Annotated in this window: 20 protein-coding genes and 1 tRNA gene; 16 read left to right on the forward strand and 5 right to left on the reverse strand. The window is 65.5% G+C overall.

What is annotated here, in order from left to right:
* Positions 1-10 precede the first annotated feature (10 nt).
* Positions 11-415, forward strand: coding sequence for a GFA family protein (locus ACYVGK_RS04135; protein ID WP_460731965.1), 405 nt, complete (start codon positions 11-13; stop codon positions 413-415).
* A gap of 14 nt (positions 416-429) precedes the next feature.
* Here ACYVGK_RS04135 and ACYVGK_RS04140 read toward each other — a convergent pair whose 3' ends face one another.
* Complete coding sequence (locus tag ACYVGK_RS04140) at positions 430-3,837, reverse strand: galactose oxidase-like domain-containing protein (protein WP_460731966.1); 3,408 nt, start codon at positions 3,835-3,837, stop codon at positions 430-432.
* A gap of 131 nt (positions 3,838-3,968) precedes the next feature.
* Between ACYVGK_RS04140 and dusA the strand changes: the two genes are divergently transcribed.
* From dusA to ACYVGK_RS04165, 5 genes are all read left to right on the forward strand, one after another.
* Complete coding sequence (gene dusA, locus ACYVGK_RS04145; protein ID WP_460731967.1) at positions 3,969-4,970, forward strand: tRNA dihydrouridine(20/20a) synthase DusA; 1,002 nt, start codon at positions 3,969-3,971, stop codon at positions 4,968-4,970.
* Between the two features lie 25 nt (positions 4,971-4,995).
* A complete protein-coding gene (locus ACYVGK_RS04150; protein ID WP_460731968.1) occupies positions 4,996-5,907 on the forward strand; it encodes an arginine deiminase-related protein in 912 nt (303 codons plus the stop codon).
* A 154-nt stretch (positions 5,908-6,061) separates the two neighbouring features.
* On the forward strand, positions 6,062-6,433 hold the full coding sequence (locus ACYVGK_RS04155; protein WP_460731969.1) for a PepSY domain-containing protein: 372 nt from the start codon (positions 6,062-6,064) through the stop codon (positions 6,431-6,433).
* Positions 6,434-6,592: 159 nt separating this feature from the next.
* Positions 6,593-7,276, forward strand: a complete 684-nt coding sequence (locus tag ACYVGK_RS04160; protein ID WP_460731970.1) for a response regulator transcription factor — start codon at positions 6,593-6,595, stop codon at positions 7,274-7,276.
* Between the two features lie 156 nt (positions 7,277-7,432).
* Complete coding sequence (locus ACYVGK_RS04165) at positions 7,433-8,830, forward strand: ATP-binding protein (protein ID WP_460731971.1); 1,398 nt, start codon at positions 7,433-7,435, stop codon at positions 8,828-8,830.
* A 70-nt stretch (positions 8,831-8,900) separates the two neighbouring features.
* Here ACYVGK_RS04165 and ACYVGK_RS04170 read toward each other — a convergent pair whose 3' ends face one another.
* Entirely contained in the window at positions 8,901-9,656 is a 756-nt protein-coding gene (locus tag ACYVGK_RS04170) for a M90 family metallopeptidase (protein WP_460731972.1), read from the reverse strand.
* A gap of 19 nt (positions 9,657-9,675) precedes the next feature.
* A complete protein-coding gene (locus ACYVGK_RS04175) occupies positions 9,676-9,939 on the reverse strand; it encodes a hypothetical protein (RefSeq protein ID WP_460731973.1) in 264 nt (87 codons plus the stop codon).
* A 126-nt stretch (positions 9,940-10,065) separates the two neighbouring features.
* On the opposite strand from ACYVGK_RS04175, the gene birA reads away from it, so the two are divergent.
* The 8 genes from birA (at position 10,066) to ACYVGK_RS04215 (ending at position 14,613) form a co-directional block, all read left to right on the forward strand.
* Positions 10,066-11,070 carry a bifunctional biotin--[acetyl-CoA-carboxylase] ligase/biotin operon repressor BirA gene (birA, locus tag ACYVGK_RS04180; RefSeq protein ID WP_460731974.1) on the forward strand — a complete coding sequence of 335 codons (1,005 nt, stop codon included), beginning with the start codon at positions 10,066-10,068 and terminating at the stop codon, positions 11,068-11,070.
* Positions 11,067-11,804, forward strand: a complete 738-nt coding sequence (locus ACYVGK_RS04185) for a type III pantothenate kinase (RefSeq protein ID WP_460731975.1) — start codon at positions 11,067-11,069, stop codon at positions 11,802-11,804. The genes birA and ACYVGK_RS04185 overlap by 4 nt, the downstream gene beginning before the upstream one ends.
* Positions 11,805-11,827: 23 nt before the next feature.
* Positions 11,828-12,541: an SPOR domain-containing protein gene (locus tag ACYVGK_RS04190; RefSeq protein ID WP_460731976.1), complete on the forward strand. Its 714-nt coding sequence runs from the start codon at positions 11,828-11,830 to the stop codon at positions 12,539-12,541.
* Between the two features lie 70 nt (positions 12,542-12,611).
* Positions 12,612-12,687: transfer RNA gene (locus ACYVGK_RS04195), tRNA-Thr, on the forward strand.
* 14 nt (positions 12,688-12,701) lie between these two features.
* The gene (gene rocF, locus ACYVGK_RS04200) at positions 12,702-13,625 is read left to right on the forward strand and encodes an arginase (RefSeq protein ID WP_460731977.1); all 924 of its coding nucleotides are present in this window, start codon (positions 12,702-12,704) and stop codon (positions 13,623-13,625) included.
* A gap of 121 nt (positions 13,626-13,746) precedes the next feature.
* Positions 13,747-13,881, forward strand: a complete 135-nt coding sequence (locus ACYVGK_RS04205; protein WP_460731978.1) for an entericidin A/B family lipoprotein — start codon at positions 13,747-13,749, stop codon at positions 13,879-13,881.
* Between the two features lie 207 nt (positions 13,882-14,088).
* A complete protein-coding gene (locus ACYVGK_RS04210) occupies positions 14,089-14,241 on the forward strand; it encodes an entericidin A/B family lipoprotein (protein ID WP_460731979.1) in 153 nt (50 codons plus the stop codon).
* Positions 14,242-14,412: 171 nt separating this feature from the next.
* Positions 14,413-14,613 carry a CsbD family protein gene (locus ACYVGK_RS04215; protein WP_460731980.1) on the forward strand — a complete coding sequence of 67 codons (201 nt, stop codon included), beginning with the start codon at positions 14,413-14,415 and terminating at the stop codon, positions 14,611-14,613.
* Between the two features lie 97 nt (positions 14,614-14,710).
* Here the strand turns inward: ACYVGK_RS04215 and ACYVGK_RS04220 are convergent, their stop codons facing one another.
* Positions 14,711-15,517, reverse strand: coding sequence for a hypothetical protein (locus tag ACYVGK_RS04220; RefSeq protein ID WP_460732443.1), 807 nt, complete (start codon positions 15,515-15,517; stop codon positions 14,711-14,713).
* Between the two features lie 169 nt (positions 15,518-15,686).
* On the opposite strand from ACYVGK_RS04220, the gene ACYVGK_RS04225 reads away from it, so the two are divergent.
* Positions 15,687-17,249, forward strand: a complete 1,563-nt coding sequence (locus ACYVGK_RS04225; RefSeq protein ID WP_460731981.1) for a tryptophan--tRNA ligase — start codon at positions 15,687-15,689, stop codon at positions 17,247-17,249.
* Positions 17,250-17,344: 95 nt separating this feature from the next.
* The gene (locus ACYVGK_RS04230) at positions 17,345-18,457 is read left to right on the forward strand and encodes a GGDEF domain-containing protein (protein WP_460731982.1); all 1,113 of its coding nucleotides are present in this window, start codon (positions 17,345-17,347) and stop codon (positions 18,455-18,457) included.
* A gap of 12 nt (positions 18,458-18,469) precedes the next feature.
* Here the strand turns inward: ACYVGK_RS04230 and ACYVGK_RS04235 are convergent, their stop codons facing one another.
* The gene (locus ACYVGK_RS04235; RefSeq protein WP_460731983.1) at positions 18,470-18,856 is read right to left on the reverse strand and encodes a VOC family protein; all 387 of its coding nucleotides are present in this window, start codon (positions 18,854-18,856) and stop codon (positions 18,470-18,472) included.
* Positions 18,857-18,877: the final 21 nt, after the last annotated feature.

Below are 18,877 nucleotides of genomic sequence, written 5' to 3' on the forward strand. Positions count from 1 at the left end.
GACTACGAGCATGAACACGCCTGTACCTCTCGTGACGCATCGCGGCGGCTGTCATTGCCGCCGCGTACGTTTTGAAGTCGATGCCCCGGCGCAGATCGAAGTCCTCGACTGCAATTGCTCGATCTGCCGCATGACCGGCTTCCTGCACTTGATCGTCCCGGCGGCGCGGTTCCGCCTGATATCGGGGGCGGATGATCTCGGCGAATATCTGTTCAATACCGGGGCGGCGCGTCATCTGTTCTGCCGCCACTGCGGCATCAAGAGCTTCTACATACCGCGCAGTCATCCCGATGGTGTCGACGTCAACGCGCGTTGCCTCGACGACGGCACCATGGTTGGCATGCTAATCACGCCCTTCGATGACAACGACCGCCAGGCCGCCACGGCGGCGATCGCGCACCTGTCTTCCACATAGCGGATCGCCCTCGACTACTGGACCACGAACGACCCGGTGGCCACGGCAGTGGCGCCGGCGCTGGTGACCGTGGTCGTCAGCTGGTACGTGCCGATCGAACTCGACCCGGTGCCGGATACGAAGGATGCCGCCGCGTCGCCGTTGGTATCGGTCGTCGCGGTAAGTCGCACGTGATTGACGCCGTTGGGCTTGAGCGCGTCGAAGCTGACCTGCGCGCCCGATACCGGGGCGCCACCCCGGACCACGTGCGCAGTCAGTGTCACCGTTTCGCCGCGCGTGTATACGGACTTGTCCGATCCCGTAGTGGCCGCGAGCCCTGCGGTGTCGTTGTTGGTGATCGTGCAGGTTGCCGTCGCGCCCGATGCCAGGACGACGTTGGTGCAATTGGACAGGCTGGCGCTGTAGCCGGCCACCGTGGGCTCGGTGACAGTGTAGGTGCCGGCCGCAACGCTGAGTGCATTGCTGCCGTCGGCCTCGAATGCGACCGGCGCTGCACCGTTGACCGAAAAGCTGAAGTCCGATGCGATCTTGCTGCCGCCATCATCGTTCACCACGACCTTGTTGACGATCAGGGTGGCCGGCTGTGGCGCGCTGCTCTGCACGACGAAGCTTGCGTACGCCGTCGCCGTGGATCCGCTGCGGGTTGCGGTGGTCGTCAGCTGGTAGGTCCCGATCGAACTGGGCCCGCTGCCTGAGATGAACGAAGCGCTGGCATCGCCATTGCTGTTGCTGGTTGCGGTGAGCCGCACGTGGTTGACGCCGTTGGGTTTGAGCGCGTCGAAGTTCACCAATGCGCCACTTATCGGTACGCCGCCGTTGAGCACACGCGCCATCAGCGTCACCGTCTCGCCTGCGGTGTAGGTGGCCTTGCTGGTGCCAGTGGTAACGATGAACGAAGGTGTGTCGTGATTCGTGATCGTGCAGGTCGCGCTGTCGCCAGCCGCCAGCACGATGCCGGTACAGTTGGCCAAGCTGGGTGTGTAATCCGAGACCGGCGTTTCGGTCACCGTGTACGTACCGGCCGCCAGGTTGAGCACGTTGCTGCCGTCTGCCTCGAACTGCATCGGCGCGCCGCCGTTGATGGAGAAGGTGAAGTCCGACGGTTCCTTGGTGCCGCCGTTTTCGTTCACCATCACCTTGCGCACTGTAAGCGTCGCCGGCAAGGCATTTTGGACGGCGAAAGAACCGAACGCCTGGGCCGAACGCGTTCCGCTGGTTGCCGTCGTCGTCAGCTGGTAGGTGCCGATCGAACTCGGTCCCGTTCCGGATACGAACGAGGCGCTGGCGTTGCCATTGCTGTCGGTGGTCGCGGCAAGACGGACATGGTTGATCCCGTTCGGCTTGAGCGCATCGAAATTCACCTGGGCGCCGCTCACTGGAGCTCCCATCAACAGCACGTGCGCAGTCAATGTCACGGTTTCGCCTGGCAGATAGCTGGACTTGCTGCTGCCGGTGGTAACGAAGAACCCTGGAATGTCGTTGTTGGTGATGGTGCAGGTCGCGGTACTTCCGGCCGTCAGCACGATGTTGCTGCAATTCGCATAGCTGGCGGCGTAGTCGCTGGGGTTGGGCTCGGTAACGGTGTAGGTGCCCGCAGCAAGGTTGATGACGTTGCTGCCGTCCGCTTCGAATTGAATGGGGGCGCCGCCGTTGAGGGAGAAGCTGAAATTGGCGGCAACCCGGCTGCCACCGTCGTTGTTCACGACCACCTTGTTGACGGTCAGGCGTGCAGGATTGATGGTGTTGATGCGGAGCATCGCCGCTTCGGACGGCACGCCCTGGTCGTCAATCACGAACAGCATGTAGTAGCCCGGCGGCGTCAGGAATTGATTTGCCGGCAGGCTCGCCTGCAGCCCGTTACCACTGACCACGAATGGCAGCTCGAGGAAGCGCTGGTCCATGTCGAACGAATGCGTGACCGAACCGGTCTTTACCAGCGTCACGCGCGTAATCGCGGAGGGAACCGGTGTTCCGATCGCGATCGTCTGCGACGGAGCGGTGGTCATCGGAGCCGTGGAGATGATGGGTCGCGGCGCCGGCGTGCCATCGCCGTTGAACAAGTAGGGCGGGTAATAGACTTCCGCATTGAGGTTGAGTTGCGGTCCATTCGCGCCGCCGCCGAGCGTCAGAACGGTGGCATCGGGCAACAGCAGCGCGGACGAGTGATACAGCCGCATCCGCTGCGCGGTAGCGGCTTCCGACCAGGTATTGCTCACCGGGTCGTAGATCTCGCCGATGTAGTCGACACCGTTGACCGGATCGTTGTCGGCCACGCTGCCGCCGGAAAGGAACACGCGACCGTCCGGCAGCACCGTGCTGGTGCCCCAGTGGCGGCGATACAGCGGCGAAGCCACTTGCTGGACGACCGGTGTCGCCGAATTGATGTCGATCACATGCGCGTTGGGGCTGGCGAAGTCGATGTCGTAGCCGCCACCCGTCTGCAGGATCTTGCCGGGGCGGAACATCACTGCCGTCGAGCTCGCGCCCATGTTGCCGCTGAGGAAGCGGCCGGCCTTGGTGATGTGGCCGGTTCCAGTTGCGTCAACGCGATACATCTCTTCGTAGCGCGTGCCGAAGATATTCCCGTCAGGTGCGACGAAGTTGCGCGGATACAGGCCACCCAGGTAGGTCGTAGGTGCGCCGCTCAGCAGGCGGAAGTTGCCGGTGCTGGTGCGGACTTCGGGAAAATCCTCGCCACCGGTGCCGCCCTGGATGTAGACCTCGCCGTTGGGCAGGGTGGTCGCAGTGGCGTACCAGCGCTTGCGGAACATCTTCGCGGTGCGCGCCAGACTGTTGTCGAGAGGATTGAACAGCGTGGAATCGTCGTTGGGCTGCAGCGTGGCCTTCCCGGTGTCCAGGTTCACCACGTCGCCGCCCCACATCTCGATGTTGCCGCTGGGCAACAGCAGCTGGGCGTTACAGAAGATGTCGACCTGCGTGCTGTTGGGCAAGGTCGTGTGCGAACTGCTGCCCAGGCCGAGCTGCGGGTCCCATACGTCGTAAATGAAATATCCCGTTCGAAAGCCAGTGGCCGAAGTGCCGTAGCTCAGCACTCGACCATCGGGGGTGAGCACCGCATGGATGCCGACCAAGGGCCAATTGGCGACCGGCGAGAACGTTCCCTTGGCCGGATCCCCTTGCGCCGGCAAGGCGGTCAGGGCACCGCTGGTGCGCACAGTAGCAAACGATGCCAGCGCATCGGCATCGCCGTACATGACGCGATTTTCGTTGGCCCGGGTCTGGACGGCCGCGAGGATCGCCGGATCTCCACGGGCGGCGGCTACCGCTATCGCCTGGCGATCGTCAGAGGGAGCGACTCCGCTCGCCACATACACCATCGCCGCGGCCGTGAGTGCCGCCAGGAACAATGCCAATGCGATGGTGAAGCCACGGCGTGCAGGGGCAGGGGGTGAATCGCTCATCTTGTTCGTGCCTCGGCGCTACGGATTTGCCCCCAACCGTGAGTTCATTCCCCCAGTTGGGTTAACGCACCGCAGGGGCCAAGACGGACACGGGCGAACTCCGTGCGCGTCCCCTTTACAATTGGCGCCCAATGATCACGACTCCCGCCATTCCGCCGCCGCAACTCCGGCTTTCCGTCGCTCCGATGATGGATTGGACCGACTCGCACTGCCGTACCTTTCACCGCGTGCTGGCACCGCATGCGCGGCTGTACACCGAAATGGTGCATGCGAACGCCGTGATCCATGGCGACCGCGGGAAATTGCTGGCGATGGATTCCGACGAACATCCGGTTGCCCTGCAGCTAGGTGGCAGCGAGCCGGAGCTCTTGGCGCAGGCCGCGCGAATTGGCACGGATCATGGTTTCGACGAGATCAACCTCAATTGCGGCTGCCCCTCGGATCGCGTGCGGGCCGGGCGCTTCGGCGCCTGCCTGATGCGCGAACCCGGCGTGGTTGCGGAAAGCGTCGCGGCGATGATCGCGGCGTGTGACGTGCCGGTGACGGTGAAGTGTCGACTTGGCGTAGACGACGACCACGACTGGGATCGCTTCGCTCATTTCATCGACACGGTCGCTGCGGCCGGTTGCCGCATGTTCGTGATTCACGCGCGCAATGCCTGGCTGCAGGGACTGTCGCCGAAGGAGAATCGCGAAGTGCCGCCGCTACGCTACGACTGGGCGTACCGCTTGAAGAGCGATCGCCCGCAGCTGCAGATCGTGGTCAACGGCGGCATCGCGACGATGGAAGAGGCTACCCAGCACCTGGATCACACCGATGGCGCGATGCTCGGTCGCGCTGCCTACCACGATCCGTATCTGCTGCATCGTATCGATGTCGCCTGGTTCGGCGGCGAGCTGCGCACGCGCGGTGAACTGCTGCGAGCCTACCGGCCCTACGTCGAGGCGCAGCTCGCGCAGGGCGTCTATCTGAAGCACATCACCCGGCATCTGCTCGGCCTGTTCGCGGGCGAACGCGGTGGTCGCGCCTTCCGCCAGGTGTTGAGCGAGGGCGCGCACAAGCCGGGTGCCGATTGGTCGCTGGTCGAGCATGCGCTGTCGCTGACCGATTACCGCACCGCTGCTGCCGCCTGACAGCCGCCTTCAAGCAGGGACCCGCATGATCACCCGCGATACGCGCGCCTTCCTCGCCTTTGCCCGCGGCAGCGCAACCGATTTCGGTCCAGCCACGGCGCGTGCGGCTTTTTTGGTCGCTCCCGATGGATTCACGCTGGCCGAGCAGTCCGCGCAGGACAACCGCTACATGGCGCAGGCCGAGGCGTTCGACGCCACACGCGCTTCCCGACAGCACCGCGAGCTGCACTGCGCTTTTTCCGCCGAACTGCCTACGGTCTGTTTCGCCGGCAACCCGCGCACGCCCGACGCTTTGTTCCCCAACAACGTGTTCGGTACCACGGCCGGGCGCTATGTCGTGGGTCGCATGCGTCATGAGGTGCGCCAGCGAGAGGCCGAGCGCGACGACATCCGGGGCTTCTTCGCTGGTGTGCTGGACTATGCCGAGATCGACCTGTCGACGCAGGAACACCCGTGCGAACTCACTGGCGCATTGGTCATCGATCGTGCGCGCGGGCTGGGGTTCTGCGGCCTGTCGGAGCGCTGCGACGAGGAGGGCGCGCGGTTGATGCACGAGGCCTTCGGACTGCGTGCGACGCTGTTGTTCGACCTGGCCGCGGGCGAATACCACACCAATGTCGTGCTCGCCGTACTGGCAGGGCGTGCCGCGATCATTTGTCCGAGAGGGTTTGCCGACGCGGCCGTGGTCGACGCGATCGCCGGGCTTTACGCGCCCCACGCGATCCTGTGCTCGCCGGCGGAACATGCGGCTTTCGTGGGCAACGCGATCGCGCTGTCGCCGGACAAGGTGTGGATGAGTGCACACGCGGGGCGCGCGCTTTCGGCCGGGCACCGCGACCAGCTGCGTGGTGCCGGCTTCGAAGTGATGACGGTCGAGCTCGATGCCATCGAGGCCGGCGGCGGCTCGCTGCGGTGTTGCGTCGGCGAGATCTTCTGATACAGCAACCTCTGTGGTCCTACTTGAATCGCAGCACGGCGAGGGCTGAACCGCGGCCTCGCTGTGAAGGAAAAGTTCAGACCGGATTCACTGCCTCGTTCCAAGAATGCACACTCGTCGTTCCACCTTCGCCGCGCTGTTGCCTATAGCCCCCATGTCCCTGTCCGTTTCCCGCTTCGCGTCCCTGATCCTTGCTGTCGCCCTCGCGGTGCCGGCCGGGCAGGTTGCCGCGCAGAGCCTGGGCGGGCTGCTCGATCGGGGCGGTGCCGGTCGCGATGCCGCCGACCGCGCCAGCCGCGCGGATGATCGCCACAACCGGGGGGAGGACCATCGCGCCCTGTCGGACGCAGTCCGCCGGGTCGAGCGGCGTACTGGTGGCCAGGTCCTGAGTGCGGAGCGGGTCCCCTTCGACGGCCGCAACGTCAATCGGGTAAAGGTCATCGACTCCAGCGGTCGGGTCCGCGTCTATATGGATGACCCGCAGGGTCAGAACCAGCCGCCGCGTCAGCAGGGCGACGACGACTGAGACCGGTAGTTCCTCGGAGCCGATCAGCCCCGTTGGGACGAATTCATGAAGCTGAACGAAGGCAGGGTCGCCCGTCTGCCTACACGCGCCGGCGACAACCTGAACGACTAACCTGAATGCACCTGGCCACGACGGCCGTACTGCTCAAGGAGTCTCCCCATGCGCATTCTCCTGGTCGAGGACGAAGCTCCCCTCCGCGAAACCCTGGCCGCCCGCCTCAAGCGGGAAGGGTTTGCCGTCGACGCCGCCCAGGACGGCGAGGAAGGCCTGTACATGGGCCGCGAGGTTCCCTTCGACCTCGGCATTATCGACCTCGGCCTGCCCAAGATGTCCGGCATGGACCTGATCAAGGCCCTGCGCGAGGAAGGCAAGAAATTCCCGGTGCTGATCCTGACTGCGCGTTCCAGCTGGCAGGACAAGGTCGAGGGCCTGAAGCAGGGCGCCGACGACTATCTGGTCAAGCCTTTCCACGTCGAAGAGTTGCTCGCCCGTATCAATGCCTTGGTCCGCCGCGCCGCCGGCTGGAGCAAGCCGTCGCTGGAGTGCGGTCCGGTCACTCTCGATCTGGCCGCGCAGACTGTCAGCGTCAGCGGCGCCAACGTCGACCTGACCAGCTACGAGTACAAGGTGCTCGAGTACCTGATGATGCATGCCGGCGAGTTGGTCTCGAAGGCCGATCTCACCGAGCACATCTACCAGCAGGACTTCGACCGCGACTCCAACGTGCTGGAAGTCTTCATCGGCCGTCTGCGCAAGAAGCTGGATCCGGAGGGTGCGCTCAAGCCGATCGAGACCGTGCGCGGTCGCGGCTACCGCTTCGCCATCGCGCGAAGCGGCGACTGACGACGCGCGCTCGTAACGACGGCTGAGGTAGCGGATTGACCACTGCGTCGGATTTCGAGCGTCGGCTGATCGCGCGCAGCGCCCGCTCTTTGTACGCTGGCGGCACATGAATCCCGTGTCCGCCAGCGTTTCCCGCACCCATCACGAGGCCGTGCCATGAGCTGGCGCCAGCCACGCTCACTGCAGATCCGCCAGTTGCTGGCGGCCAGCCTGGGTCTGGTCGGATTCCTCGCGCTGGCCGGTTATGCGCTCGACCGTGCGTTCCAGCAGACTGCCAAGGACAACCTGCACCAGCGCCTGGAAAACTACGCGCTGGCCTATGCCGACAAGGGCGAATTCGCGCGCAACGGCGAGTTCATCCCTCCTTACGACCCGATCGACCCGCGCTTCGAGCGTCCGGGCAGTGGCTTGTACGCGGAAGTGGTGTTGCCCAATGCGCATTGGGATTCGCATTCGGCGCAGGGGCCGATGCTGCCGAGCTCGAAGATGCTCGATTCGAATGAAGAGCGCTTCGAAGGCCCGCTGCCAATTACCCAGATCAAGGGTTCGGCGGGTGAGGTGTACCGCTACGGCCGCGGCTTCATCTGGAGCGCGGAAGGCGATGCCAAGGCGGAGTTCCCGTACACGATCTACATTCTGGAAGACACGACCGCGCTCGCCCAGCAGGTCGCGGTATTCCGCGCGGCGCTGTGGCGCTACCTCGGCGGCGCGGGCCTGATCCTCGTGCTGCTGCAGACAGTGGTGCTGCGCTGGAGCCTGCGTCCGCTGCGCAACGTCATCCATGAGCTCAAGCGCGTGCAGCGCGGATTGGCTTCGCGCATGAGCGAGCGCCACCCGCGCGAGCTGGAACCCCTGACCGAAAGCATCAATGCTTTCATCGAGAGCGAACGCGAGAACCTCGATCGCCAGCGCAACACACTCGCCGATCTCGCCCACAGCCTGAAGACGCCGCTCGCGGTGCTGCGCGCGCGGCTGGATCATCCGGGACCCGAGGACGAATTGCGCGAAGAAGTAGCGGTGCAGCTGCGGCGCATGAACGATCTGGTGTCGTACCAGCTGGCGCGTGCGGCGCGCTCAGGGCATCACTTGTTCGCCGCGCCGGTCGCCATCGAGCCGCATGCCGAGCAGATCGTGACCGGCCTGGAAAAGGTGTATTCGAGCAAGGGCGTGCTGTGCGAATTCGATATCGCACCAGGCGTGCAATTCCACGGCGAGCCTGGCGATCTGCAGGAGTTGCTGGGCAACCTGTTGGAGAACGCGTTCAAGTGGGCGCGTTCGCGCGTGCTGTTGACCGTGCAGTTTGGCGAACGCGCGCCCAATCGGCGCCCCGGCCTACTGATCGCGGTGGATGACGACGGCCCGGGCATTCCGCAGGAAAAGGTCGCGCTGATCCTGCAGCGTGGTGTGCGCGGCGACGAGCGGGTGCAGGGGCATGGCATCGGCCTGGCGATCGTGCAGGACCTGGTGCGCGGGTATCGCGGCACGCTCGAAGTGATCGCGTCGCGGGAACTCAGCGGCGCGCGATTCGAGGTCAAATTGCCGCCGGGGTTGTAGCGGCCCCGCCAAGCGGCAGCACCGAGCCGGTTCGGCCTATTGCTGTCCGGGCCGCCGAGCAGGCTCGGCGCTACACGTGCAATGCAAATGGCGAGGGACCGTAGAAGCGCTCCAGATGCGCTGCCACCTTGGGCATTTCCGCGCGCAGCAATTGCGGATCGCTGAAGTGGTACTCGCTGACCACGGCGAAAAATTCCTCCGGTGCCTCGGCCGCATAACCATCGATCGCGGTCTCGCGACCTGCATCGATTTCCGCGGCGAGCGCGTCGTATGCAGCCTGGAAATCGCGCGCCCAGCCGCGCTGCCATGGGCCGGGCAGGGGTGGCGTTCCATCGAGCTCGCCGTCGAGCACGTCGATCTTGTGCGCCATCTCGTGCACCGCCACGCAGAAGCCGGCACGCGGATCTTCGCAGTCGGCCAGCACGTCGGCCCACGACAGGATCAACGGCCCAATCTCCCATGACTCGCCGATGAGTTCGTCTTCCCATTCGTGCAGCACGCCTGCGGCATCGACATGCGTGCGATTCACGCGGAAGGCTTCGGGATACACGATCAGCTGCGACCAGCCACGCAGGCCGGCTTCACCGAATTTCAGCAACGGCAGGCAGCACGCTGCGGCGAGCAGGCCGCGGTCGCGTTCGTCCAGGGTCAGATCGCCGATCGGCGTGATGGTCTTTTCGTGCAGGAAGCGCGCGACCAGCTGCGACAGGCGTGTTGCGCGTGCCTCGTCCAGCGCGGTCGCCCATGGCAATGCAGCGCGGATATCGCGCCAGAGATCGGGATCGATGGCCTGCGGAGATCGTCCGAGGCGCAGCCAGCCAAACAAGCGGAAGCGTTGGGTCGGCTTAGCGGAACATGCCCGGCAGGAAGCGGTGCCAACGTGGCGAGGGGAGGCGAACGTCGTCGCCGCCACCGCCGTTGGTGCTGGGCAGGGACTTGGTCTTCTTCGCCGGTGCCGGCAAGGCGGGGGTGTCGCGTTCGGCCGTGCGGGCTATCGACGTCTGGGCGCCGCGGCAGCTGCCGCCTTCGGCGTCGCTGAGTCGGGTTTCGCGCGCGGCTGCGCCGGTGCTGGCCAGTGCGATCAGCAGGCAGACGACAATGCGGCGCATGGGAAAGTCCTCTCCCGGAAGTCGGGAACCGCCGGACTATATCGCACTCCTTCGAGCAACGGGATTGCATTCGTCGGGCGGCTTGTGGTGCGCCGCAACACCAGTCGCGCCCCGCATAATTCGTTCATGGACGATCGTGACCTGCTGCTACATCTGATCCGCGGCCCCGCCAGCGGGGATGCCCTGGCCAAGGCCGCCGGACAGACCCGGGCGGCAGTCTGGAAGCGGATCGAAGCCCTGCGCCAGGCCGGGGTTGGCATTGCTGCCCAGGCCGGGCGTGGTTACGCCTTGACCCAGCCGCTGGACCTGTTGGACCCGGCGGCGATCCTTGCGGCACTCCCGGCAGATGCCCAATCCGGGCTCGCTGGCCTGGAGGTGGCCTGGAGCATCGATTCCACCAACAGTGAACTGCTGCGTCGCCGAGGCCCCGAAGCCGGCGCTCAGGTGTTGCTGGCGGAACGCCAGACCGGTGGCCGCGGCCGTCGTGGCCGCGTTTGGGCCTCGCCGCTGGCCGCGCATCTCTATCTGTCGCTGGCGCGCGGCTTCGGCGGCGGGCTGGCGCGGCTGGGAGGCCTGAGCCTGGTGGCGGGCGTGGCGGTCGCCGAGGGGCTTCAGGGCCTGGGCTTCAGCACGGTGCGCCTGAAATGGCCGAACGACATCGTGGTCATCGACCCGCAGGGCCTGCGCAAGCTCGGCGGGCTGTTGATCGAGGGCAGCGGCGAACATGCCGGACCCGCACGCGCGATCATCGGCCTGGGCCTCAATGTGCGCATGCCCGAGCCCGCGGCGCGCGAGATCGATCAACCCTGGTGCGACCTCGCCGGATTGGCAGAGGAATCCGGATCGGCGCTTCCCGATCGCAACGTGATCACTGCGAAGGTACTGGGGCGGTTGCTGCCGGCGCTCGACCAATTCGATGCCGAAGGCCTGGCGCCGTTCCTGCCTCGCTATGCGGAGCTGGATGCGCTCGCTGGCGAGCCGGTGACGCTGCATTCCGCCGGCGTGCCGCAGTCGGGAACGGCCATGGGTGTCGCCGAAGACGGTGCTTTGCGATTGCGCCTCGATGACGACGGTCGCGAACACCGCGTGCATGCGGGCGAAGTCAGCGTGCGCAAGGCGACGACCGCATGACTGCGTGGCTCTTCGACCTCGGCAACACCCGGCTAAAGTGTGCACCTCTGGTCGATGGCCGCGTCGGTGAGGTCATCGCGCTGCCGCACCGCGAGGCAGATCTGGCGGCCGTGCTCGCACAAGCACTGCCACCGCGCATCGATGTGGCCTATGTGGCCAGCGTCGCCAACGAAGACCTCCGCGTGGGACTGCTGCAGGCACTCACCATGCGTGCTCGCCGCATCTCGCTGGCGCGCACGCAGAAGGTGTTCCGCGACTTCCATATCGCTTATGCGCAACCGCATAAGTTGGGTGTCGACCGCTTCCTCGCGATGCTCGCCGTGCATGCGCGAAGCGAAGGGCCGGCACTACTGTGCGGTGTCGGCACCGCGCTGACCGTCGACCTGCTCGACGCGCAGGGCCAGCATCTGGGCGGCCGCATCGCGCCATCGCCCACCTTGATGCGGGAGGTTCTGCACGAGCGCGCGCCGCATCTGCCGGTACAGGGTGGCGATTTCACGGAGTTCGCGCGCGACACCGAGGATGCGTTGGCGTCCGGATGCGAAGGCGCCGCGCTGGCGCTGATCGAATCCAGCCGCAGCGCGGCGCAGCGCATGCTGGGTGAGCCCGCACGCCTGCTCGTGCATGGCGGAGGGGCAGACGAACTCATCGCTCTGCAGCCCGATGCCACCCGCGTCCCCAACCTCGTACTGGAGGGTTTGGCGATCTGGGCAGCGGTCGACGCCACGGGCTAAGGCGCTTCCCCTAGAATCCGGGGATGCTCGCACGCGCGCTCATCGTCCTGTTGTCGGTGCTCAACCTCGGCGTTGCCGCGTGGTGGATCGCGCACGACCCGCCGCCCGCCAAAGCAATGCCGCAGGTGCCGCCCGGCGTGGCCCGTCTGCTGCTCGTGCAGGAAGGCGCTCCGGGACCTGCGCCGACCGCGGTCGAGCAAGTCGCACCGAGCACCGCTGCGGATGCGAGCGCAACCTCCTCCGTAGCTGACGTCGTGGCGCCGGCGGCACCGCAGTGCTTCAGTTTCGGGCCGTTCGCTTCCAAGGATGCAGGAACCAAGGCGGCGGCCAAGCTTCGACCGCAGGTACAGAAGTTGAGCGAGCGCGAGCAGCCCGCGCCTGCGGCCGCGCGCGGCTGGCGTGTCTATCTGCCACCGCTGCCGTCGCTCGAGCAGGCGCAGACGACGGCCCAGCGCATCGGCGCCGCCGGTTTCAGCGATTTCCTGGTGGTTCGCGAAGGCGCGGAGGCGAATTCGATCGCCCTCGGGCGCTTCAGCAGCGAGGACGCGGCGAACAAGCATGCCGATGCGCTCAACGCCGCCGGCTTCGCTGCCCAGGCCGAAGCCGTGGGCGAGGCCGGCAAGGCCACTAACTCGCTGTGGCTGGATGTCGTCGCGGATGCGGCCTTCGATCCGCGCCGTGCACAGGCCGCCATCGCCGCGGGGCAGTACCGCAAGGCCGATTGCGCCGCGCGCTGACCGGAGCGATGCCGCGACAGGCTAGAATGCTCCGCTCGGCCCGAGCGACGTTCGTGGCCGCAACTCCCACGCCGGCTTAGCTCAGTTGGTAGAGCAACCGCCTTGTAAGCGGTAGGTCGTCAGTTCGATTCTGACAGCCGGCACCACACGGACCCGGTGCATGAGCCGCAGCTATCCTTCCGTTTCCCTGATCGGCGCACCTACCGACGTTGGCGCCGGTCATCGCGGCGCGCGGCTTGGGCCGGAAGCACTGCGCATCGCAGGTCTGGGCGAGGCGCTGGCGAAGCGGGGCGTCGACGTGATCGATCGCGGCAACCTCGATGGACCGCGCAATCCGTGGCAGAAGCCGGTCGAGGGCTATCGCCATCTGCCCGAAGTCGTCGAATGGAACCGCATCGTCATGGAGTCGGTCGCAGCGGAACTGCGCGAAGGCCGTATGCCGATCCTGCTTGGCGGCGACCACTGCCTTGGCTTGGGTTCGATCACGGCGGTCGCACGTCACTGCCGCGAAACCGGCAAGCAATTGCGCGTGCTTTGGCTCGATGCCCACGCTGACTTCAATACCAGCAAGGTGACGCCTTCGGGCAACGTGCACGGCATGCCGGTGGCCTGTCTGTGCGGTCTCGGTCCACGCGAGCTCACGCACCTGGGTGGCGACGCGCCGGCGGTCTCGCCCGACGTGATCCGCCAGATCGGCATCCGTTCGGTCGACGAAGGCGAGAAGCGCCTTGTCCAGGAATACGGCCTCGATGTCTACGACATGCGCTACATCGACGAAGTGGGCATGAAGCGGGCGATGGAGGAGGCGCTGGAAGGCGTCGACGACAACACCCACCTGCATGTGAGTTTCGACGTCGACTTCCTCGATCCGAGTATCGCGCCAGGCGTCGGCACTACCGTGCCCGGCGGCCCGAACTACCGCGAGGCGCAGCTGGTGATGGAGATGATCGCCGACAGCGGCCGCATGGGCTCGCTCGACATAGTCGAGCTGAATCCGATCATCGACAAGCGCAACCGCACCGCGAAGCTGGCGGTGGATCTGGTGGAGAGCCTGTTCGGCAAGTCGACCCTGATGCGCGACTGATCGCTGAACGCGACCGCGAACACGTGACCGGGGCCCTTGCACGGCTCACGCGACCGTCACACCATGCGCCGGCGCGGTGAGCCCCACCGCATCCCCCTTCGCATAGCTCTGGAGATTTCGAATGAAGCGTCTCGCTGCCGTGGCCCTGCTGGCCATTTTCTCGATCGCGACCCTGTCCGCCTGCAACACGATGGAAGGCCTGGGCAAGGATGTGAAGAAGCTGGGTGAGAAGGTCGAAGACAAAGCCAGCAACTGAGTCTGGCGTTCAAGATTCAAGTGACAAGGGCCGGAGCAATCCGGCCCTTGTGCTTTCCGGCGGAAGGGAAACTGGAAGCTGAATGTGTCGTGGCGCGGGGGGCCGTCTGCACAACGGGTTCATGCCCGTACGCGTTAGATGCGGAGGCGGAGGCGGCAAAAGTCGGCTCCCGAAGAAGGGTCATCCGACATCCCGAAGGAGAGCAATATGAAGCGTGTGATTTTCCTGCTGCTGCTGATCACCATCTCGTCCGGCTTCGTGACTGCGTGCAACACCATGGCGGGCGCCGGTAAGGACGTGCAGAAGGTTGGTGAAAAGGTCGAAGACAAGGCCGAGGACTGCAAAGACTCGCATTGCTGATCGCTTGAATCCGATGCATGCAAAGGCCGGGAATTCCCGGCCTTTTGCATTCTTCCGCCTGTTCATTCATGTAACAAAGGCTGCTAACGCCATCGTGATGCGCGCACAACATTACTGCCTGCATCCTCGCACGGCATCGAATGTCCGGTGCGGAACTTCAGGAGCGCAGGAATGAATAAAGACATCATCCAGGGAAAATGGACGCAGCTGAAGGGGCAGATCCAGTCACGCTGGGGCGAACTGACCGACGACGTGCTGGATGTGCGCGAGGGCAATACCGAATATCTCGCCGGCAAGCTGCAGGAACGCTACGGCTGGGACCGCGCTCGCGCCAATCGCGAAATCGAGGATTTCACCAAGACGCTGCATTGAGCCGAGCCTTGCGGCTCGTGTCGCGTTGACATCAGCAAGGACAACGGGCCGGTTTTCCGGCCCGTTGTATATCCGATGCTGTTTTCTGGGCGCGCGCCTACCACTGTGGATCGGCGACGAATCCATCCGGGAATGCGCGCGGTTCTTCGGCGTACCGACGCCACTCCGGCTGACGCGGCAGCACGCCGCGCGCCACCAACGTGTAGTGATCGTCGTAGCGCAGCTGCGTGACCTGAGTCGGTGAGCGCGTTGCGCGCACGAAGCCGGTGCGTGAAGCCGGCGCCCATTCACGCTGGCCGTGTCCGGTGCCCAGGGTCTGCGCTTCGGCTTCGTCGCGTTCCGAGCTGCGCGCCTCCGCCGCGGGGGCCGCCGCGCCCTGCATCGATCGCGCCTTCGCCGGCGATGCGCTGTCGCTGGCGACCGGCGGACTGCGACGCCAGATCGGTGCCGATTCGTACATCACGCGCGCCTCCTCAAATACGGCAATACCGATCACGCCCACGTTGTCCGGACGTCCGGTGCGCGCCGCATAACTGTCCGGGAGATCGGTGAAAACGAACTGGGCGACGTCGTCGAGTGACTTGCGCCAGCCGTTGATCTCGGCGCTTTCCCACGGCTCCAGGACGTAGCCGGCCTGCGACGGGTTTGCGGTCTGCCCGGTCACGGCGTTGATGCCGTCGACCGACAGCACCACCAGCACACGACCGCCGGTGGTATTGGTCAGGCGCACCGAATAGCGATGCCCGGGCTCGCCCTCGATCCAGTCCTGACCGCGGTGGTGGATCTCGCCCAGCCAGTCGCCGCGATCGCGATCGACCACGCCGATATCGACCAGGGGGCGGGCCTGCGCGGAGGAACAGGCGGCGAGTGCCAGACAAAGGGTGGCGGTGGCGATGCGGCGCAACATGGCGGTGGCTCCGGGTGAGGTACGCGGGCTAACGCACCGCCACCGCCAGCGGGGTTGCGAAACGCAGACGCGGGCGGTCCCGCTCAGCCAGCGGTCAGGGCCTGTTAACGCTACTGGGATAGGCCGCATTGCTCCTCAGAGGCCGTCAGGTGGTGCTGCGCGCCGAATGCGCCTTGCTGCTTGCAAGGTCAAGGTGCGCAGCGCCGCATGGCGGCCTCTGAGGAGCAACCCGAAGGGCCGGGTGTGGGGTGTGCGCGGTGCGGCGTCATCACTCGGTTGCGTATCGACATACGCGCCCTCGCTCTTCCTTGCATCGCGCACACCCACGCCCGGCGCGGCCTATCCCAGTAGCGTTAGCAGGCCCTACACTGCGCGACCGCGTCCTGAACCTCGGTCAGTTCCCCGCATGTCCCGCATCCGTGTCCTTACCGGCATCACCACCTCCGGCACGCCGCATCTTGGCAACTACGTCGGCGCGGTCCGCCCGGCCATCGCCGCTAGCCGCGATCCGAACGTGGACAGCTACTACTTCCTCGCCGACTACCACGCGCTGATCAAGGTCACCGATCCGGCCCGCGTGCAACGTTCGACGCTGGAGATCGCTGCGACCTGGCTCGCCTGCGGCCTGGACCCGAAGTCGGTGTGGTTCTATCGCCAGAGCGATATCCCCGAGATTCCCGAACTCACCTGGTTCCTCAGCTGCGTCGCCGGCAAGGGCATCCTCAACCGCGCGCACGCCTACAAGGCGTCGGTGGACAAGAACCGTGCGGAAGGCGTCGACGACGATGCCGCGATCACGGCCGGACTGTTCATGTATCCGGTGCTGATGGCCGCGGACATCCTGTTGTTCAACGCGCACAAGGTACCGGTCGGTCGCGACCAGGTGCAGCACATCGAGATGGCGCGCGATTTCGGTCAGCGCTTCAACCATCTCTACGGCGAACACTTCACCTTGCCGGAAGCGGCGATCGAAGAGCACGTGGCAACGCTGCCCGGTCTCGACGGCCGCAAGATGAGCAAGAGCTACGACAACACCATTCCCTTGTTCGCGCCGCGCGAGCAGCTGAAGAAGCTGATCGCGGGCATCGTCACCGACTCGCGTGCGCCGGGCGAGGCCAAGGACACCGAAAACTCCAACGTGTTCCAGCTGTACCAGGCCTTCGCCAGTACCGCGGAAACCGCCGCGATGCGTCAGGCCTACGCCGATGGAATTGGTTGGGGCGACGCGAAGCAGAAGCTGTTCGAGCGCATCGATAGCGAAGTCGCTCCGCTGCGCGAACGCTACGAAGCCCTGATGGCGAAGCCGGCGGAGATCGAGGCGATCCTGCGCGATGGCGCGGCACGACTGCGTGCGACCCATGCGACGCCGCTGCTGACCCGTCTGCGCGAAGCGGTCGGGCTGCGCAACCTGTCGAGCAGTGCAACGGCGGCAACGCAGAAGAAAGAAAAGGCGGCGCTGCCGCTATTCAAGCAGTACCGCGAGGCCGATGGTCGCTTCTACTTCAAGTTCGTCGATGGTGAGCGGATCCTGCTCCAAAGCGTTGGCTTCACTTCGCCGAAGGACGCGGGCCAGCTGATCGCACGCCTGAAGAAGGAGGGCGGCGCCCTGCTGCGGCATGCGGAGGCCGATGCGCTTCATCTGGGCGATGAGCTGATCGGGCACCTGCACGACGCCGCAGAACTGGCCGATGTGGTGGATGCGCTGGTGCAGCTGGCCGAGGAAGCGTGAAGCCAGGCTTTCCTGCCTGATAGCCGGGCTGCCCGCGGACTGCGGCAGCCGCCGCGTCACTTGACTGCACCCCGTTCGCGGCGGGATCGTGGGCCATGTCCCGTCGCGTACCCGCGCCGACCGTCGACACCGAAGCCGCACGCCAGGCGGCGTTGGACGCCTATGCCATCGTCGACACCGGGCCCGAACAGGCTTTCGACGACATCGTCACTCTCGCCGTAACGCTGTGCGGGGTGACGGCGGCTTCGATCTCGCTGATCGATCAGGACCGTGTCTGGTTCAAGGCGCAGATCGGCGTCGACCAGTCGCAGGTCGCCCGGGAACTGTCGCTGTGCAATCACGCCATCGATCAGCCTGGGCGCACGCTGGTGATCGACGACCTCGACATCGACCCCATTCCTGCGGCTAAGCGCCGGCGCCTGCACGGCAAGCCGCCCCGCTTCTACGCCGGTGTGCCGCTGCTCAGTCCCGACGGATATCCGTTGGGCACGCTGAGCGTCGCCGATGTGGTGCCGCGACATCTCACCCCGGAACAGATCAAGGCCCTCGAGCTGTTGGCGCGGCAGACACAGCATTTGCTGGAGCTACGACGCTTGATGTTCGAACAAGGCAAGTTGCTGACGGCACGCGAAGCCGCTGCGCAGCATGCCGAACAGGCGCGCGCCGAATTGCAGCGCCGCAATGAGGAGCTGCAGCGTACCGCGACCCGGGATCCATTGACCGGCCTGCTCAATCGCGCGGCGATGGAGGAAATCCTGAGCGAAACGCTCAAGCGCGATCCTTCGGAGCGCGTGCACTACACACTGCTACTGCTCGACATCGACCACTTCAAGCTCGTCAACGACGTGCACGGACATCTCGCCGGCGACCAGGCCCTCCGCGCAGTCGCGGATGCGGTGCTCGCTTCGACCCGCAAGAGCGACATCGCGGTGCGGTTCGGCGGCGAGGAGATCGTGGTGTACCTGCCGGGCACGGCACTGGACGGTGCGTCGGAAGTCGCTTATCGCATCCGCGAGCGTGTCGCGGGGGCGCCGCTGCCATTTCCAATCACGGTGTCGATCGGCATTGCAGCCGGCGATCCGCGACGCGATCGGCCGGAACAGACGTTCGATCGCGCCGATCAGGCGCTGTATCGCGCCAAGGCAGGTGGCCGCGATCGCGTGGTAATCGACGATACGCCGTTGTTCACGAGCATCAATCCGGTCTGATCCGGGCGACGATCAATCCCATTCGTTCGGCGCTGCGCCACGCTCGGGTTGCTTCATCTTCACCACGCAGAAGCGGTGGCCGGTCGGTGCTTCCATCACCCACCAGCGTTTGATGAAGGCGATCTTCTTCGCGCCCAGTCGTTCCAGACGCGCGGCTTCGGCATCGACATCGTCGGCTTCGATGTCCAGATGCACACGCGAGGGATGCTCGACCTTCTGCACTTCGATGTGCAGGTCGCCTGGCGTGTCGCCGAATTGCTGGTATTGCGCGGTCTCGTCGCCGGCGCTGCGGTCGGCGATGCTCATGCCGAGCGCCTGGCTCCAGAAGTCGGCGGCGCTATCTAGGTCGCCGGTATTGCAGTCGATGATGAAACCGGCGAGGCGGCTGCGGTGGGCCATGGGATCCTCGTAGGGCGGGTC

It is taken from the genome of Lysobacter tyrosinilyticus (assembly GCF_054779815.1).

Bases quoted from the DNA above. Each gene is read 5' to 3' on its own strand.
- rocF (WP_460731977.1), top strand. From the start codon at position 12,702: ATGAGCCGCAGCTATCCTTCCGTTTCCCTGATCGGCGCACCTACCGAC.
- ACYVGK_RS04215 (WP_460731980.1), top strand. From the start codon at position 14,413: ATGAATAAAGACATCATCCAGGGAAAATGGACGCAGCTGAAGGGGCAG.
- ACYVGK_RS04150 (WP_460731968.1), top strand. From the start codon at position 4,996: ATGATCACCCGCGATACGCGCGCCTTCCTCGCCTTTGCCCGCGGCAGC.
- ACYVGK_RS04205 (WP_460731978.1), top strand. From the start codon at position 13,747: ATGAAGCGTCTCGCTGCCGTGGCCCTGCTGGCCATTTTCTCGATCGCG.
- ACYVGK_RS04210 (WP_460731979.1), top strand. From the start codon at position 14,089: ATGAAGCGTGTGATTTTCCTGCTGCTGCTGATCACCATCTCGTCCGGC.
- dusA (WP_460731967.1), top strand. From the start codon at position 3,969: ATGATCACGACTCCCGCCATTCCGCCGCCGCAACTCCGGCTTTCCGTC.
- ACYVGK_RS04160 (WP_460731970.1), top strand. From the start codon at position 6,593: ATGCGCATTCTCCTGGTCGAGGACGAAGCTCCCCTCCGCGAAACCCTG.
- ACYVGK_RS04235 (WP_460731983.1), bottom strand. From the start codon at position 18,856: ATGGCCCACCGCAGCCGCCTCGCCGGTTTCATCATCGACTGCAATACC.
- birA (WP_460731974.1), top strand. From the start codon at position 10,066: ATGGACGATCGTGACCTGCTGCTACATCTGATCCGCGGCCCCGCCAGC.
- ACYVGK_RS04155 (WP_460731969.1), top strand. From the start codon at position 6,062: ATGTCCCTGTCCGTTTCCCGCTTCGCGTCCCTGATCCTTGCTGTCGCC.
- ACYVGK_RS04175 (WP_460731973.1), bottom strand. From the start codon at position 9,939: ATGCGCCGCATTGTCGTCTGCCTGCTGATCGCACTGGCCAGCACCGGC.
- ACYVGK_RS04230 (WP_460731982.1), top strand. From the start codon at position 17,345: ATGTCCCGTCGCGTACCCGCGCCGACCGTCGACACCGAAGCCGCACGC.
- ACYVGK_RS04190 (WP_460731976.1), top strand. From the start codon at position 11,828: ATGCTCGCACGCGCGCTCATCGTCCTGTTGTCGGTGCTCAACCTCGGC.
- ACYVGK_RS04140 (WP_460731966.1), bottom strand. From the start codon at position 3,837: ATGAGCGATTCACCCCCTGCCCCTGCACGCCGTGGCTTCACCATCGCA.
- ACYVGK_RS04165 (WP_460731971.1), top strand. From the start codon at position 7,433: ATGAGCTGGCGCCAGCCACGCTCACTGCAGATCCGCCAGTTGCTGGCG.
- ACYVGK_RS04225 (WP_460731981.1), top strand. From the start codon at position 15,687: ATGCGCCTTGCTGCTTGCAAGGTCAAGGTGCGCAGCGCCGCATGGCGG.
- ACYVGK_RS04135 (WP_460731965.1), top strand. From the start codon at position 11: ATGAACACGCCTGTACCTCTCGTGACGCATCGCGGCGGCTGTCATTGC.
- ACYVGK_RS04185 (WP_460731975.1), top strand. From the start codon at position 11,067: ATGACTGCGTGGCTCTTCGACCTCGGCAACACCCGGCTAAAGTGTGCA.